The 15,020-nt window shown below is 62.9% G+C and carries 17 protein-coding genes; 11 read left to right on the forward strand and 6 right to left on the reverse strand.

Annotated elements, in window-relative coordinates:
* Nucleotides 1-7: 7 nt before the first annotated feature.
* On the reverse strand, nt 8-661 hold the full coding sequence (locus SJ05684_RS13395) for a thiamine phosphate synthase (RefSeq protein WP_034855041.1): 654 nt from the start codon (nt 659-661) through the stop codon (nt 8-10).
* Nucleotides 662-767: 106 nt separating this feature from the next.
* On the opposite strand from SJ05684_RS13395, the gene SJ05684_RS13400 reads away from it, so the two are divergent.
* Both SJ05684_RS13400 and SJ05684_RS13405 read left to right on the forward strand, forming a co-directional pair.
* On the forward strand, nt 768-1,538 hold the full coding sequence (locus tag SJ05684_RS13400; protein WP_034855039.1) for a sulfite exporter TauE/SafE family protein: 771 nt from the start codon (nt 768-770) through the stop codon (nt 1,536-1,538).
* 129 nt (nt 1,539-1,667) lie between these two features.
* Nucleotides 1,668-1,928, forward strand: a complete 261-nt coding sequence (locus tag SJ05684_RS13405) for an ArsR/SmtB family transcription factor (RefSeq protein ID WP_034855038.1) — start codon at nt 1,668-1,670, stop codon at nt 1,926-1,928.
* Between the two features lie 150 nt (nt 1,929-2,078).
* Here SJ05684_RS13405 and SJ05684_RS13410 read toward each other — a convergent pair whose 3' ends face one another.
* Entirely contained in the window at nt 2,079-2,252 is a 174-nt protein-coding gene (locus SJ05684_RS13410) for a YdcH family protein (protein ID WP_034855037.1), read from the reverse strand.
* 200 nt (nt 2,253-2,452) lie between these two features.
* On the opposite strand from SJ05684_RS13410, the gene SJ05684_RS13415 reads away from it, so the two are divergent.
* The 5 genes from SJ05684_RS13415 to SJ05684_RS13435 all read left to right on the forward strand — a co-directional run bounded on the left by SJ05684_RS13415 (nt 2,453) and on the right by SJ05684_RS13435 (nt 5,241).
* Nucleotides 2,453-2,656 carry a YdcH family protein gene (locus tag SJ05684_RS13415; RefSeq protein ID WP_034855051.1) on the forward strand — a complete coding sequence of 68 codons (204 nt, stop codon included), beginning with the start codon at nt 2,453-2,455 and terminating at the stop codon, nt 2,654-2,656.
* Nucleotides 2,657-2,723: 67 nt separating this feature from the next.
* Nucleotides 2,724-3,188, forward strand: a complete 465-nt coding sequence (gene purE, locus SJ05684_RS13420) for a 5-(carboxyamino)imidazole ribonucleotide mutase (RefSeq protein ID WP_034855050.1) — start codon at nt 2,724-2,726, stop codon at nt 3,186-3,188.
* Nucleotides 3,185-4,243 (forward strand): 5-(carboxyamino)imidazole ribonucleotide synthase, encoded by a 1,059-nt coding sequence (locus tag SJ05684_RS13425; protein WP_034855035.1) that lies wholly within the window; start codon nt 3,185-3,187, stop codon nt 4,241-4,243. Before purE ends, SJ05684_RS13425 begins: the two co-directional genes overlap by 4 nt.
* A 168-nt stretch (nt 4,244-4,411) precedes the next feature.
* A complete protein-coding gene (gene ykgO, locus SJ05684_RS13430) occupies nt 4,412-4,537 on the forward strand; it encodes a type B 50S ribosomal protein L36 (protein WP_034855034.1) in 126 nt (41 codons plus the stop codon).
* A 92-nt stretch (nt 4,538-4,629) separates the two neighbouring features.
* Entirely contained in the window at nt 4,630-5,241 is a 612-nt protein-coding gene (locus tag SJ05684_RS13435; protein ID WP_034855030.1) for a tetratricopeptide repeat protein, read from the forward strand.
* 269 nt (nt 5,242-5,510) lie between these two features.
* Here SJ05684_RS13435 and pyk read toward each other — a convergent pair whose 3' ends face one another.
* Both pyk and SJ05684_RS13445 read right to left on the reverse strand, forming a co-directional pair.
* Nucleotides 5,511-6,950 (reverse strand): pyruvate kinase, encoded by a 1,440-nt coding sequence (gene pyk / locus SJ05684_RS13440; protein WP_034855029.1) that lies wholly within the window; start codon nt 6,948-6,950, stop codon nt 5,511-5,513.
* Nucleotides 6,950-7,387, reverse strand: a complete 438-nt coding sequence (locus tag SJ05684_RS13445) for a DUF1036 domain-containing protein (RefSeq protein ID WP_034855028.1) — start codon at nt 7,385-7,387, stop codon at nt 6,950-6,952. The genes pyk and SJ05684_RS13445 overlap by 1 nt, the downstream gene beginning before the upstream one ends.
* Before the next feature lie 231 nt (nt 7,388-7,618).
* Here SJ05684_RS13445 and SJ05684_RS13450 point away from each other — a divergent pair, with 231 nt between their 5' ends.
* From SJ05684_RS13450 to SJ05684_RS13460, 3 genes are all read left to right on the forward strand, one after another.
* Complete coding sequence (locus SJ05684_RS13450) at nt 7,619-8,437, forward strand: N-formylglutamate amidohydrolase (RefSeq protein WP_034855027.1); 819 nt, start codon at nt 7,619-7,621, stop codon at nt 8,435-8,437.
* Nucleotides 8,434-8,739: a DUF1244 domain-containing protein gene (locus tag SJ05684_RS13455; RefSeq protein ID WP_034855026.1), complete on the forward strand. Its 306-nt coding sequence runs from the start codon at nt 8,434-8,436 to the stop codon at nt 8,737-8,739. The genes SJ05684_RS13450 and SJ05684_RS13455 overlap by 4 nt, the downstream gene beginning before the upstream one ends.
* A 248-nt stretch (nt 8,740-8,987) precedes the next feature.
* Nucleotides 8,988-9,254, forward strand: coding sequence for a DUF2312 domain-containing protein (locus tag SJ05684_RS13460; RefSeq protein ID WP_034855024.1), 267 nt, complete (start codon nt 8,988-8,990; stop codon nt 9,252-9,254).
* Nucleotides 9,255-9,347: 93 nt separating this feature from the next.
* Here SJ05684_RS13460 and SJ05684_RS13465 read toward each other — a convergent pair whose 3' ends face one another.
* Both SJ05684_RS13465 and SJ05684_RS13470 read right to left on the reverse strand, forming a co-directional pair.
* Nucleotides 9,348-11,165 (reverse strand): peptidoglycan L,D-endopeptidase MepK, encoded by a 1,818-nt coding sequence (locus SJ05684_RS13465; protein ID WP_034855022.1) that lies wholly within the window; start codon nt 11,163-11,165, stop codon nt 9,348-9,350.
* A gap of 180 nt (nt 11,166-11,345) precedes the next feature.
* On the reverse strand, nt 11,346-12,887 hold the full coding sequence (locus SJ05684_RS13470; protein ID WP_034855021.1) for a sigma-54-dependent transcriptional regulator: 1,542 nt from the start codon (nt 12,885-12,887) through the stop codon (nt 11,346-11,348).
* 233 nt (nt 12,888-13,120) lie between these two features.
* On the opposite strand from SJ05684_RS13470, the gene SJ05684_RS13475 reads away from it, so the two are divergent.
* On the forward strand, nt 13,121-14,989 hold the full coding sequence (locus SJ05684_RS13475; RefSeq protein WP_095694266.1) for a M3 family oligoendopeptidase: 1,869 nt from the start codon (nt 13,121-13,123) through the stop codon (nt 14,987-14,989).
* Nucleotides 14,990-15,020: the final 31 nt, after the last annotated feature.

The raw sequence follows: 15,020 nt of genomic DNA on the forward strand, positions 1-15,020 counted from the left end.
GCACGTCTTAATCTTCGAACCGTGGCGCTTTTTCGTCAAGCAATGCATTGACGGCCGCAACCACGGATGGCGCTTGCGCCGGATCGGCGAAGATCGCAAGGCGAAGCGCGACGAACTCTGCGCCGGTTTCGGCAATCGCGAGCGCCGATTGCGGATCGGTGCCGCCCATGACCACACAGGGAATCTCGATCATCGACGCCCACCATTCGGCAAGTGCCAGGTTCTTCGGGTGCGCCTCGGGCTTGATGTCGCCGTCGGTGCGGCCGAAAAAGACGTAGTCGGGCCTGAGCTCGCCAATTTCGAGCGCATGGTGGCGGTCGGTGGCATTGCCGCCGCCGACGATCATCTTCGGCGTGTGTCGCTCGATCGCCTCGGCGAGCGCATCCGCGCCGCCCGGTATGTGGAGCCCGTCCGCCTTGGCGCGGCCGGCTACCCGCGTATCGCCTTCGATAAGCGCCGCGGCGCCCGCCGCCTGGATCACCGGCACGAGCGCCTCGGCGTGTTTCTGGAAATCCGCTTCGTTAAGGCCGTATTGCGGCAGGATGACGGAGGCCACGTCGCCGCCCTTCAGCGCATCCGCGAGCACTCTCGATCGTTCGGCGAAATCAGGCATGTCGGGCGCAACCAGAACGAGGCGGCAGCGGTTTTCGATATTGCTCATGTGGTCCGTTTCCTGGCGGCGTCCGCTTCCCGCGCGCGGAAGCCGGTACTCGATTTCGTTCCGGAAAACCGATAGACGGAGATGACCAAAGGATCAACCGCCGCCTATGCTTCCCGATCTCGACTTCTATCTCGTCGCCGTCCCGGCCGTCCTGCTCGTCGGCCTCAGCAAGGGCGGCATGGGGGAAGCGCTGTCTCTGATGGGCGTGCCGCTCCTCTCGCTCGCAGTTTCGCCGGTGGAGGCAGCGGCGCTGCTCCTGCCAATTTTGATCGCCATGGACATGGTCTCCCTATGGTTCTGGCGCAAGCATGGCGACCGCAAGACGCTTTTCATGCTGCTGCCGGGCGCGATCGTCGGCATCGCCGTCGGCTGGGCAACCGCGGCGCACGTGCCGCGGGACGCGCTGCGGCTGATCATCGGAACGATCACGGTGGTGTTCGTGCTGCGATATGCCTATACGGTCTGGCTGAGCCGCAGCGGCGCACCGATCCTGCCCAAGCCGCACCGCCGAGGCCCGGCCGCTCTCTGGGGAAGCTTCGCCGGCTATGGCAGCTTCGTCGCCCATGCCGGCGGCCCGCCTTTCCAGATTTACGCCCTGCCGCTGAAGCTCGATCCGCGCGAATATACCGGAACCATCGTGCGCTTCTTCGCCACCTTGAACGCGGTGAAACTCATCCCCTATTTCGCGCTCGGTCAGCTCGACCTCAGCAATCTTGCCACATCGGCAACGCTTTTCCCGCTTGCCATGCTTGCAACGGCCTGCGGCGTGTGGATCGTGCGCCGAATGAAGGCGCAGATCTTTTATCCATTCATGTATACGATGGCCTTCTTCGCCGGCTCGAAACTCGTCTGGGACGGTCTGTCCAGCCTATTCTGACCGAGAGCGCGTCCCACGGCACAAGCGACGACACAGGCGACGCAACAGTGATGCTGCAAAGCAACAGAAATTGCCGCACTGCACAATTTCTTCTTGCCGCACCGCAGAAATTCGCTTAACGTCACGCCCATGACCATCGCGGACCCTTTCGATGCAATTGCGGATCCGAACCGGCGCCATCTGCTGGAGGAACTGCGACGCGCGCCCAGGACCGTCAATGAGCTGGCAGAGGGGCTGCCAATCAGCCGCCCGGCCGTGTCGCAGCATCTGAAGGCGCTGCTCGATTGCAATCTGGTGTCGGTGTCGACGAACGGCACGCGACGGATCTACGCCATCAACAGGCCAGGATTCGATCGGCTCAATCTCTGGCTCGACCAGTTCTGGTCGTGAGTTCGAGAGCTGCCCTGCAGAGCAGACCGGGCAAAAAGCCCGGTCGACCCATTATTTTCTTCCGTTTTGGGATTGTTCTTGACCTTGCCGCCGCGCCGTCAGGCGGTGGGTGCGAGACGCCTCGCGACCGGACGGAAAAAGCGTCCGCGATCAGTGGGACGCGGAACGGAGTCTTTCGATTTCGTCCTTGATGCGCAGCTTCCGCCGCTTGAGTTCGCTGATCAACTCGTCCTCGCAGGAGGGAGAGTTGAGAGCTTGATGGAGCTCCTCTTCCAGGGCGCCATGTTTTTTCTCAAGCGTTGCAAGATGAGCCTCAATGGTCATTGGCAGTCCCTTCCTTTTGCTTGCATCCAGCACGCAAATGCCGGATCTTCCATGGTGTAACCTTACTACTGTGCCATGCCATTTTTCATTTGTCGAAGGCGAAATGATGACGTCTTCACGTCACGGGCAAAGATGTGATAGAGCGGCGCAGGAAATGCCGGATCGTGAATCACGACCGGGCTTATGGGGATCGTACTCGCATGCCGGACCAGGACCAGGCCGAACTCAGACTAACCATAGCGCGCCTGAGGCAGGAGCATGAGGACTATGACGTTGCGATCAACGCCATGATCGAAACCGGCTGCGACGCCCTACGCATCCAGCGCATGAAAAAGAAAAAGCTGGCGATCAAGGACAAGATCACCAAGATCGAAGACCAGATCATTCCAGACATCATCGCCTGAAGAACCAATCGCCTGAAACGGACCTGACCGCGTGACAGAAGCCACCACCCCGCCCGTCGCCATCATCATGGGAAGCCAATCGGACTGGGAGACGATGAAGAATGCGGCCGATACGCTCGAGGCGCTCGACATCGCCTACGAAGCCCGCATCGTCTCCGCACACCGCACGCCCGATCGCCTGGTCCGCTTTGCCAAGGGCGCCCGCGACGAGGGCTTCAAGGTCATCATCGCCGGTGCCGGCGGGGCCGCTCATCTTCCGGGCATGTGTGCCTCGATGACGCCGTTGCCGGTCTTCGGCGTTCCGGTTCAGTCGAGGGCGCTTTCCGGCCAGGACAGCCTGCTGTCGATCGTGCAGATGCCAGCCGGCATCCCGGTCGGCACCCTGGCAATCGGCAAGGCCGGTGCCGTCAATGCCGCCCTGCTCGCTGCCGCCGTGCTTGCGCTCAGCGATGAGGAGCTGGCCGACCGCCTGGACGACTGGCGTGAACAGCAGAGCGTTTCGGTTGCCGAATACCCGGTGGACGAGGAATGAAGACCATTGGCATTATCGGCGGCGGTCAGCTTGGCCGCATGCTCGCCATGGCCGCTGCCCGGCTGAACTTCCGTACGGTCATTCTCGAACCGCAACCCGACTGTCCGGCCGCCCAGGTTGCAAACGCCCAGATCATCGCCGCCTATGACGATCCGCAGGGGCTCGAGCAACTGGTCGAGGCCTCGGACCTGATCACCTACGAATTCGAGAATGTCCCGGTTTCCGCGGCCGAGCGGCTCATGGCATCGCGGCCGGTCTTTCCGCCGCCGAAAGCCCTTGAAGTTGCGCAGGACCGGCTGGTCGAAAAACACTTCATCAACGCCTGCGGCATCGCCACGGCGCGCTTCCACGCGGTCGACAGTCAGGCCGATCTCGAAGCGGCCCTGGCAGATTTCGGCGGTACCGGCGTCCTGAAGACCCGGCGTCTCGGCTATGACGGCAAGGGCCAGCGGGTCTTCCGCTCCGCCGAGGACGATCCGTCCGGCGCCTTTGCCGCGCTCGGCGAGGTGCCGCTCATTCTCGAAAGCTTCGTGTCCTTCGAGCGGGAAATCTCGATCATCGCGGCTCGGGGGCCTGACGGCACAATCGCCAGCTTCGACCCGGCGGAGAACGTGCATCGCAACGGCATTCTCCACACCTCGACCGTGCCGGCAGCCGTCGACCCGTCCACGGCTGAAGCCGCCCGCGAGGCAGCGACCGCCATCCTGAACGCGCTCGGCTATGTCGGCGTCATCGGCGTCGAGTTCTTCGTGCTTGCCGACGGCGGCGTCGTCGCCAATGAGATGGCGCCGCGCGTTCACAATTCCGGCCACTGGACGGAGGCAGCCTGCGCCGTATCGCAGTTCGAGCAGCACATCCGCGCCATTGCCGGCCTGCCGCTCGCAGACGCGTCGCGCCACTCCGATTGCGTCATGCAGAACCTGATCGGCGACGACATTGCCGCAGTCTCCGGCCTGCTCGCCGAGCGCGATGTGCTGGTCCACCTCTATGGCAAGGCCGAGGCACGCCCGGGTCGCAAGATGGGTCATTTTACCCGGCTCCTCCGGCCTCGTTAGCCACAGGGTTACGCCGGCCGGCGGCAAAATCCCTCCGTCCCGCGGTTGACACGCCAGCGGCGACACGGTATGTGCCTGCCTACTTGAAAAGCGCGCTTTCCGGCGCGCTTTTGATTGTTGGAATTACCGGGCGAATTTTCGTTCCCCGAAACCTGCGGATCAGGAAAAATGAAGATCAAGAATTCGCTCAAGTCACTGAAGGCCCGCCACCGCGAAAACCGTCTCGTTCGCCGCAAGGGCCGCGTCTACATCATCAACAAGCTGAACCCGCGCTTCAAGGCACGCCAGGGCTGAGCCCTCGCGGCGGCCCTTGCCGCTTGCCTGATCGTCGGTCGCTTCGGTGATCCATCATATTTGATTTTGATCTTGCGCCATGGCGGGCTACGATGCCCGCCATGCGCATTTTTGTGACTTTGATTCTGGCGTCCTCCGCCTTGGCCATTTCGATGGCGTCCGGCACTCCGCTCCCGGCCGCCGAGGCTTCGCCGCAATCCGAGACGGCCAGTCTCGCAACACCCGAGCAGCAGCTCGATTCCCTGTTTGCCGAACTGAAGAAAGAGCGCGATGAGGATCGGGCGCGGGACGTCGCCAACCGCATCCGACTGCAATGGCAGGATTCCGGTAGCGCGACCGTCAATCTGCTCATGCAATGGGCGGACAAGGCGATCTCCGACGACAAGAAGTCGATGGCACTTGATATCCTCGACCAGGTCATCGTTCTCGCGCCCAAATATGTGGAGGGCTGGAATCGTCGCGCCACGCTGCATTATCAGATGGGTAATTTTCGCAAGTCGATGTCGGACGTCAGCCGCGTGCTGCTACTCGAACCAAGGCATTTCGGCGCCATCGCCGGCATGGCGACGATGCTCGACGACGCCGGCAAGAGCGAGCTCGCCCTGCGAGCCTGGCAGCAGTTTCTCGACATCTACCCGTCGGACCGGAAAGCGCAGGAGCAGCTCGGCGCGCTGGCGGAAAAGCTCGCCGGCAGCCGGACCTGATCTAACGCATCGGACCAATTCTCGGAAAGCGCTATGTGTAGATCCAATGGTTTAGAGCGCCCTCGGCGTACGGAGTCGTACTGAAGGACGCACGCCCGTGTGAGTAATCGCAGCGCAATCGTAGGTCCCTCATTGACCTGCCGGCATCTCTCCCCCAAGCGGGCGAAGGGACCCGCAGCACGCGTCCACCCCCTTCTCCCCGCCTGCTGGAGCAAGCTCCGCCCGTGAAATGGGTCAAGGGCAGTGGCTCTCGCCTCCGAAGCGGCGGCTCAAATGCCCGTCAAACCGTCCGAATTGATGTAGGCGATACGCAGCATGTTGGTGGCGCCGGGCGTTCCGAGCGGCACGCCGGCGGAGATGATGATGCGGTCTCCCGGATTGGAGAAGCCTTCGCTAACGGCAATGCGGCAGGCTCGGTTGACCATGTCGTCGAGGTCCTTCGCGTCTTCGGTGACGACGCAATGGAGCCCCCACACGACCGAGAGGCGCCTCGCCGTTTCGACGATCGGCGAAAGGGCGATGAGCGGGACTTGCGGGCGCTCCCGCGCCGCACGCAGGCCCGTGGCGCCGGAGGACGTGTAACAGACGATCGCGGAAAGATTGAGCGTTTCAGCGATCTGGTGGGCGGCAAGCGAAATGGCGTCGGCGCCGGTCGCCTCGGGCGGCGTGCGCTGGGCATAGATGATGCCCGAATAATGCGGGTCGCGCTCGACATTGCTCGCGATCGAAGCCATGGTCGCAACCGCTTCGATCGGATATTCCCCGGAGGCGGATTCGGCCGAAAGCATCACCGCGTCGGCGCCCTCGAACACGGCGGTCGCCACGTCCGACACTTCCGCGCGCGTCGGCACCGGCGCCGAGATCATCGATTCCAGCATCTGAGTGGCGACCACCACCGGCTTACCGGCGCGACGGCAGGCGCGCGTCAATCGCTTCTGGAGGCCGGGGACTGATTCGAGCGGCATTTCGACGCCGAGATCGCCACGCGCCACCATAAGCGCATCGGACAATTCGATGATCTCGTCGATGCGCTCGATCGCCTGCGGCTTTTCGATCTTCGACATAAGCCCGACGCGGCCGCGCGCGATCTTGCGCACCTCGGCAATATCCTCCGGACGCTGGATGAAGGAGAGCGCCACCCAGTCGATCTGCTCCGTGGCCAGCACCGCGTCGAGATCGGAGCGATCCTTGTCCGTCAGCGCTCCGACACCGAGCAGCGTATCCGGCAGGCTGACGCCCTTGCGGTCCGAGATCTTCGTGCCGGAGACCACAGTGGTCACGATGCTGTTGCCGTCGACCTTTTCGGCGCGCAAATGCAACTTGCCGTCATCGATCAGCAGGCGATCGCCAGGTTTCACCGCCTGGAGTATTTCGGGATGCGGGAGATAGACGCGCGTGTTGTCACCAGGCACGTCCTTGTTGTCGAGCGTGAAGGTCTGGCCGATCGCGAGCTCGACCTTGCCGTCGGCGAACTTGCCGACGCGCAGCTTCGGCCCCTGCAGGTCGGCCAGGATCCCGATCGGGCGGCCGCAACGCTCTTCGACGGCGCGGATCCGCGTAATCAATGTGCGCATGACTTCGTGGCTGGCATGGCTCATGTTGATGCGAAACAGATCAGCCCCCGCCTCGTGCAGTTTCTGAATGGTCTGCTCCTCGGCCGATGCCGGTCCGAGCGTGGCGAGAATTTTGACTTTTCTGTTCCGTCTCATCAATTCTGGCTTTCCTGCGTGCCGGGTGTGTCGGAAAGCTGAACCATCCAGCTTCCCTGCCGCCCTGTGTCGTATTCCTTGAAGCCCATGCGCTGGAAGCCGCGTGCGTAGCAGTCCTCAACGCCGACAATCTTGAACTCGTTCTCCGCGACGCACATGTTGACGTCGCCCGTCCAGCGGCCGCCCTTGGCCGCATCTTCCGCGTAAAGATAGTAATAGCGCGACTGGAGCTCGCCCTCGATCAGAGTGGCGCAGGTCGTTGCCGGCACCTGCCACCAGCCCTCCGTCACCCAGCCCTCTTCGGCGCGATAGCCTATCGCCACTCCGACCAGGGTTTGAGTGCCGTTGCAGACGCGAAAGTCGGCGCGAGCCTCGCCCGCAAACAGGAACGAACCGGATATAGCCAAGGAAAACAGGAGGGCAGGCCCCAATGTCATCGTCCCCGGCTTCGCTTCGGAAAATGGATGTCTGAACACGGTTTCCTGCGGAACTCCGTTTTGATTTGCATGGCACTTTCTTGCGACGGCCAGCCCCGAAAGTCAACGCAACTCTAATCGATTATATTCTCCATTCCTGTGACAGAAGCTGCCGAACTTGCGCCTTTTTCTTGCGGAAGGCAATTTTGCATGCGATCAGGTTGCGACCTTCGAATCCCAGCAGAAAACGGCATGCGGCACTACTCCCCTTACGAGATCATCAAGGGCAATCCGGCGAAAGGTCTCGTGCTTCTGGCAGACCATGCGATGAACCGGCTGCCGCCTGAATACGACAGGCTCGGCCTTCCGGAAGGCGCCTTCGAGCGCCACATCGCCTATGACATCGGCATCGAGCCGCTCACACGGCAGCTCTCGGCGGCGCTCGACGCACCGGCGGTTCTCGGCTGCTTTTCGCGTCTCCTGATCGATCCGAACCGCGGCGAGGACGACCCGACGCTGATCATGAAGATTTCCGACGGAGCCATCGTCCCGGGCAACCATCCGATCGCCGAAGAGGAATGGCAGAGGCGGCTGAACCGCTTTCACCGCCCCTATCACCAGGCAGTCTCCCAGACGATTGCCGAAGTCGCGGCCACCGGCGGGAGGGCTCCGCTGGTCATTTCGCTGCACTCCTTCACACCCGCCTGGAAGGGCGTGGCACGGCCCTGGCACGCGGCCGTGCTCTGGGACAACGACCCGCGCGCAGTGTTTCCGCTGATCGAACGGCTCGAGGCGGCAGGCGACATCGTCGTCGGCAACAACGAGCCCTATGACGGCGCACTCCGGGGCGATACCATGTACCGGCACTGCATGGCGCCCGGCATCCCCCATGCGCTGATCGAGGTACGGCAAGACCTGATTGCCGATGATGCGGGCGTTGCCGCCTGGACCGAGCGCCTGGCGCCCATTCTCGCGGCCCTAAACGCCATGCCGGCGCTCCACGCCTATAAGCGGCACCCTTCGCGCACGGGCGCCTATCAGGACGGCGATGAAGAGGAGAGACTGCCATGACCGAGATAAGTGCCGAACAACGCGTGGCCCTTGAAGCCGCCGCGTTTCGCCGGCTGGTCGAGCATTTGCGTAAGCGCAGCGACGTCCAGAACATCGATCTGATGAATCTCGCCGGCTTCTGCCGCAATTGCCTGTCGAACTGGTATCGTGAGGCGGCCGAGGTTTCCGGGATCGCGATGAGCAAGGAAGAATCGCGCGAGGTCATCTACGGCATGGCCTATGAGGAGTGGCGATCACGCCACCAGACGGATGCATCGGCCGAGCAGAAGGCCGCCTTCGAGCGCAGCCGGCCAAAGGAATAGAGAGATTTTGCAGTCAGGTGGAATCACCTGACGTCGCAAGAAATGCGGGGAGAGCAAACAGAGAGAGCGGCGGTCGCGAACGCCTGTGAGCGCATCCGCTGTAGTGTAGCTGCAGAAGCAGGAGAATGCGGCGCCTGTGTGTAGCGCGGCAGGAAATGCGGGCGTTGTTGCGCAATCACCCTTGACCTCGACGGCGGTTCGCGGCAGGTCACAGCACCTGCAAATTCATTCCCCAAAAGGAGAAGACCATGTCCGATGCTCAAGGCTTCGCACGCGATCAGCTTCGCGCTTTCATCGAACGGATCGAACGGCTGGAAGAGGAGAAGAAGACCATCGCGGACGACATCAAGGACGTCTATGGCGAAGCAAAGTCGATGGGCTTCGACACGAAGATCCTGCGCAAGGTGATCTCGATCCGCAAGCAGGATCAGGACGAGCGCATGGAACAGGAGGCGATCCTCGACACTTACCTGCAGGCGCTGGGCATGATGCCTGCGGCCGAGGACGCGGCGTAAGCCGACGCGGCTGGACCGCGTCTACGCTCGTACCGTTGCCCACAAACGAAAAAGTCCGCCGACCGGCGGACCTTTTCGGTTCTGCGAAGGGTCTCAATTGGTACTGAACCTCTTCACTTCCATGAAGTTCACGGCATTGCCGCTGAAGCGGGCCGTGTCGACCGCGCCGGCATCGCTGGAGAAGCCGGCGGCATAAACCGTCGTGGGCGCGGCCCTGAGCGAGCTGCTGACGAAACGTGGGGCCTTGACCGGTTTCGACAACGTCGCGACACGGCCTGTCGACAGAGCCCATTCGGAAATGATCTTCTGCGTCAGCTTCGGCTCGGTGCGCACCGCGGCGCGCGACGCGGCCGCCGCATCCCGCTTCTTCGGCCGCGCGCCCTTCGATGGCGCATCCGCCTGCGTATCGAAGGCACTGTCGAAAATCGAAGCACTGCCGTTCGTTTCCGGTTGCGGCGCATAGGCCGCCGCGCGTAGCGCCGGAGCCTCGACCTTCCGCCCGGCCGCGGCGCTCGGCGCGGCCAGCGCTACCTGCGTGCCGGTCTCTGCCGGCACATTCAGCGGCTCGGCTATTGACGCGACGGCCGGACGATCAGCGACGGTCGGGACCGTGACCTCGACCTCTGCAACGGCGGCAAGCGCGGCCTGGCCCGCCGGGCGCATGTCCGGCACCGGCACGAAGCCCAGTTCGTCAACCCCGCCATCGGCAGAGGCCAGCAGCGTTTCGCCGGCAGCGGCCGCTTCACCCCGGTCGAGCATCTGCGGCACAGGCACCGCAAGCGAACTCAGATCGGTAAATTCCGAACCCGATGCCGTCGACGTCTGCGGCATCGCCGCCGCCAGTGCCTGCTCGGCGCTGTTCTTCTCCGGCGCGACGAGCGCAACGGCTACGCCGCTTTCGGCAGGCGCTTCCTTGAAGGCCGGACGTACGCTCGGAACGGGCGCGTTGAAATTCTGCTGGCCATCGGCGGAGGTCGCGACACCCGGCAATCCTTCCTGGCTTGACGCGGCCCGCACCGCAGCCGGAGCCGCCGTTTCGCCGGCGTCGGGCGCGCCGGCGGCGATCGCCGTCGGCTCTTCATCCTCGTCCCCGCCGCCGAAGAGCATGGCAAGCAGATTGCGGCGCTTGCCGACGTCGCCCGGGCCCTTGGCCCCGCCGCCCGCCACCTCGATCGCCGATGCTCCAACGCGACGCTTGTAATCGGCAACAGCCTGCTGGTAGCCGGGAAGCGGTCTGCCGTCGGCAGGAATATGCATGGTCCTGCCGTCCGGGAAGAGCCGCACAAGCTCGTTGCGCGTCATGCGCGGCCAGGCGCGCACGCCGCCGACATCCATATGCACGAAGGGAGAGCCCGAGGTCGGGTAATAGCCGACGCCGCCGACCTGGAACTTCATGCCGATTTCACGGAGAGTCTTGAGTTTGACGTCCGGCAGATAGAAGTCCATCGCCTTGCCGAGCATGTGCTGGCTCTTCTTGGCGACGCCCTTCGAGCGCGACCGGAGCAAGGAGTTCGTGGCCGGCGAGCGATAGGCGGAGACGACGTGGATGTAATCGCGCGAACCGCTCTTCTGGTAGACTTCCCAAATCAGGTCCAAAAGGCGCGGATCCATGTTTGTCGGCTCGTTTCGCCGCCAGTCGCGCAGGAGTCGGTTGACCTGCTGCAAGCCCTTCGAATCATAACGGCCGTTGCGCTTGTAGGTGATCTGCGCCTTTTCCTTGGTATGAATGAAATAGAGCTTCAGCGTCCGCGTCTGGCCGGCTGCCTCGACCGGCGGTGCCATGCCGGGGGTCACCAGCGAACAGGCCAGAGCAATGGCGGCAAGAACCTTCGGCGCCGCACGGGCGACAGCCGAGCAGAGTCTGTGCGCTAAGGAACCGACCGGTTCCTCCAAACCGAACAAATTTGGCATTCAATCCCCGTCCGACGGACAACCGTGCTTTTGCCGTGTCACATGACTGTCAATTAAGGTGACAGAATGGCAAATATGCCACAGTGGTCACCGCTCCATATAATATAGTGAACGGTTCACTAACAAGGTCTAAACGGAGCGACGGAATTTGCGCAGCGAACAGGGTGTGAATACGTCGAATTAAGCAGCATCGCGCAGCGGATTGTCCGGATCGATGCCGTAATCCTTGAGTTTGCGATAGAGAGTCGAGCGGCCGATGCCGAGTTTGCGTGCCACTTGGCTCATCTGCCCGCGATAGAACTTCAATGCAAAGCGAATCAGCTCTTCCTCCACGTCGGAGAGCTTGCGCACGTCTCCGCCCTCGTCGACACTGGCGATGGCGTTCTCGACCCGTCCCTCCGGTACCTGCTCCCTCGAAGTGGGTTTTGCGGATGCGGCGACATCGGGCCGCACGAAGCCGATGAAGTCTTCCGCGGCGCGCCGCTCCGGCCCCGCCTCACCCCAGGAAAAGCCGCTTCGGTCTGCAACCACGTAACCCGGTATCTGTGTGGCGATCTGGGGGAAATCCTTGACCGTCAGTTCGTCGCCTTCGGCGAGCACCACGGCGCGGAAAATCGCATTCTCCAGCTGGCGGATATTGCCCGGCCAGTCATAGGCGGTGAGCAGCGCCAGTGCGCCGCTCGCAACCGTCAGGCGCTGATTGAGCCTCTGCTCGGCGGCGAAGCGCTCCACGAAGGCGCGCACCAGCACGGGGATATCCTCCTTGCGCCGGCGCAGAGCCGGAATTGTGATCGGGAAGACATTCAGCCGGTAATAGAGATCCTCGCGGAAACGCCCGTCGCGCACCTCATTGATCAGGTCCTTGTTGGTGGCCGAGATCAGCCGCACGTCGACCTTCTGCGGCTGGCGGGCACCGATCGTTTCGATCTCGCCCTGCTGGACGGCGCGCAGCAGCTTCACCTGCACCTCGAGGGGCAGGTCGCCGATCTCATCGAGGAACAGCGTGCCGCCGTCAGCATCGACGAATTTGCCCGCATGCTTTTCGGTTGCGCCGGTGAACGCGCCCTTTTCGTGGCCGAAGAGAATGGTTTCGACCAGGTTGTGCGGGATGGCGCCGCAATTGACGGTGACGAAAGGCTTGTTGGCGCGATCGCTCGCCGCCTGGATCGCCCGCGCCACCATCTCCTTGCCGACGCCGGACTCGCCTTCGAGCACGATCGGAATGTTTGACTGCGCAGCGCGGCGGGCAAGGTCGAGAACACGGATCATCGCCGGGCTCGCAGATACGATGTCGTCGAAACCGATGGCGCCGCCGCGGGGGCGCCGCGCGGTTTTGACCTTGCCGTCGCGGCTCGCCATCTTCAGCGCATTGCCGATGGCGATCGACAGGCGCTCCGGCGACACCGGCTTGACGAGGAAATCGAAGGCGCCGGCCTGCATCGCCTGGACCACCGTCTCGATGCCGCCCTGGCCCGTCTGCACGATGACGGGCGTGTCGACGCCGCGTTCGGCAAGCGCCTCGAGGAAGCCGTGGCCGTTCATCTCCGGCATCAGCAGATCGAGCAGGATGACATTGATGATGCCGCCCTTGCGGCCCAGGAGCTCGAGCCCGCGGCGCCCGTTATCGGCCACATGGGCGACATGGCCCAGCCGTTCGATCATGTTCGTCAGCAGCCGGCGCTGCACCGGATCGTCATCGATGACAAGAATATGGGATGTCACGAAAGCCTCCTGCTCTGGACACGCGGGTACTCTTGGCCAACCTCATGTGCCAATTCATGCCAATATTGGTGCCACAAAGGGCTGAAGATCATGTTTTGAGAAATGCTTGCATTTTATCCATTGCGAGGGATAGCAATGGGCCCCATATCGCTTGCCTACGGCACCCCTCTTCCCGGATCGGTCCGGTCCGGTGAAAAGATGCAGCAATTCAAGTCGAAACGAGAGAAACGCCGATGACATTCGCCTCGCTCCTTTCCGCCGGTTCCGGCCGTTCCCAAGTGCGCGCGCAGGCCGAACAGGCGGCGGGCGGAGGCGCCGAGCTGGACGACCTGCCGAGCTGGCGGCTCGAGGATCTCTATATCTCGGCGAGTTCCGAGGAATTCCGTGTCGACCTCGCAAAGGCGGAAGCCGATGCGATCGCCTTCGAGGCCAAATGGAAGGGCAAGCTCGCAGAAGCCGCGCGCAGGACCGGCGACGAGGGCATCGGCGCGGCGGTAAAGGAACTGGAAACGCTCGAGGAATTGATGGGCCGCATCGCCTCCTTCGCGGGGTTGACCTATTTCTCCGATACGTCCAAGCCGGCAAATGGCAAGCTCTATGGCGACGTACAGTCGAAGCTGACCGACATTTCGGCACATCTCCTGTTCTTTTCGCTGGAGCTCAACCGCGTCGATGATGCCGCGATCGACGCCGCCCTGGAAACCGACAGCCTCGCCGCGCACTACAAGCCCTGGATCCTCGACCTGCGCAAGGACAAACCCTACCAGCTCGACGACCGACTGGAGCAGCTTTTCCTCGAGAAATCGATGACGGGCGCCGCTGCCTTCAATCGGCTGTTCGACGAGACCGTCGCGTCCCTCACCTTCTCGGTCGACGGCGAAGCCCTGCCGATCGAGATGACCCTGACTCTCCTGCAAGATCCATCGCCGGAGCAGCGCAAGAAAGCAGCCATGGCGCTTGCCGAAACCTTCAAGGCAAACATCCGCACCTTCGCGCTGATCACCAACACGCTCGCAAAGGACAAGGAAATCTCCGACCGCTGGCGGGGCTTCCAGGACATCGCCGACAGCCGCCACCTCGCCAACCGCGTCGAGCGTGAAGTGGTGGACGCGCTCACCGCGGCGGTGAAGTCCGCCTATCCGCGTCTTTCCCATCGCTACTATACAATGAAGGCCAAGTGGCTCGGCATGGAACAGATGGAGTTCTGGGACCGCAATGCCCCCCCCCCCGAAACCCCGAACGCGGTAATTCCCTGGGACACCGCCAAGGACACGGTGCTTTCCGCCTATCATGACTTCGCGCCGGAAATGGCGGCGATCGCCCGGCGCTTCTTCGACGAGCGCTGGATAGACGCGCCGGTGCGGCCCGGCAAGGCGCCGGGCGCCTTCGCTCATCCGACGGTTCCCTCCGCGCATCCTTACGTGCTCGTCAACTACATGGGGAAGCCACGGGACGTGATGACGCTCGCGCACGAGCTCGGCCACGGCGTTCACCAGGTGCTGGCGGGCGCGCAAGGGGCGCTGATGGCCTCGACGCCGTTGACGCTCGCCGAGACCGCCTCCGTCTTCGGCGAGATGCTGACTTTCCGCGCGCTGCTCGACCGGACCAAGGACAAGCGCGAGCGCAAGGCCATGCTGGCGCAGAAGGTAGAGGACATGATCAACACGGTCGTGCGCCAGATCGCCTTCTATGATTTCGAACGCAGGGTCCACACGGCCCGCAAGCAGGGCGAACTGACGGCGGACGACCTCGGCGAGCTCTGGCTGTCTGTGCAGGGCGAAAGTCTTGGCCCGGCGATCCGGCTGTCCGGGGGATACGAGACCTATTGGGCCTATATTCCCCACTTCATCCACTCGCCCTTCTATGTCTATGCCTATGCCTTTGGCGATTGCCTGGTGAACTCGCTTTATGCCGTCTATCAAAGCACCGAGAGCGGCTTCCAGGAGAAGTATTTCGAGATGCTGAAGGCCGGAGGAACCAAGCACCACTCCGAGTTGCTGGCGCCATTCGGGCTCAATGCCGCCGATCCGTCGTTCTGGGCACAGGGCCTGTCGATGATTGAAGGGCTGATCGATGAACTGGAGGCCCTTGATAGAGCGTGACCGAGCCCGTCCGGCAAGACGACGACTGACT

It is taken from the genome of Sinorhizobium sojae CCBAU 05684 (assembly GCF_002288525.1).
Classification (GTDB): domain Bacteria; phylum Pseudomonadota; class Alphaproteobacteria; order Rhizobiales; family Rhizobiaceae; genus Sinorhizobium; species Sinorhizobium sojae.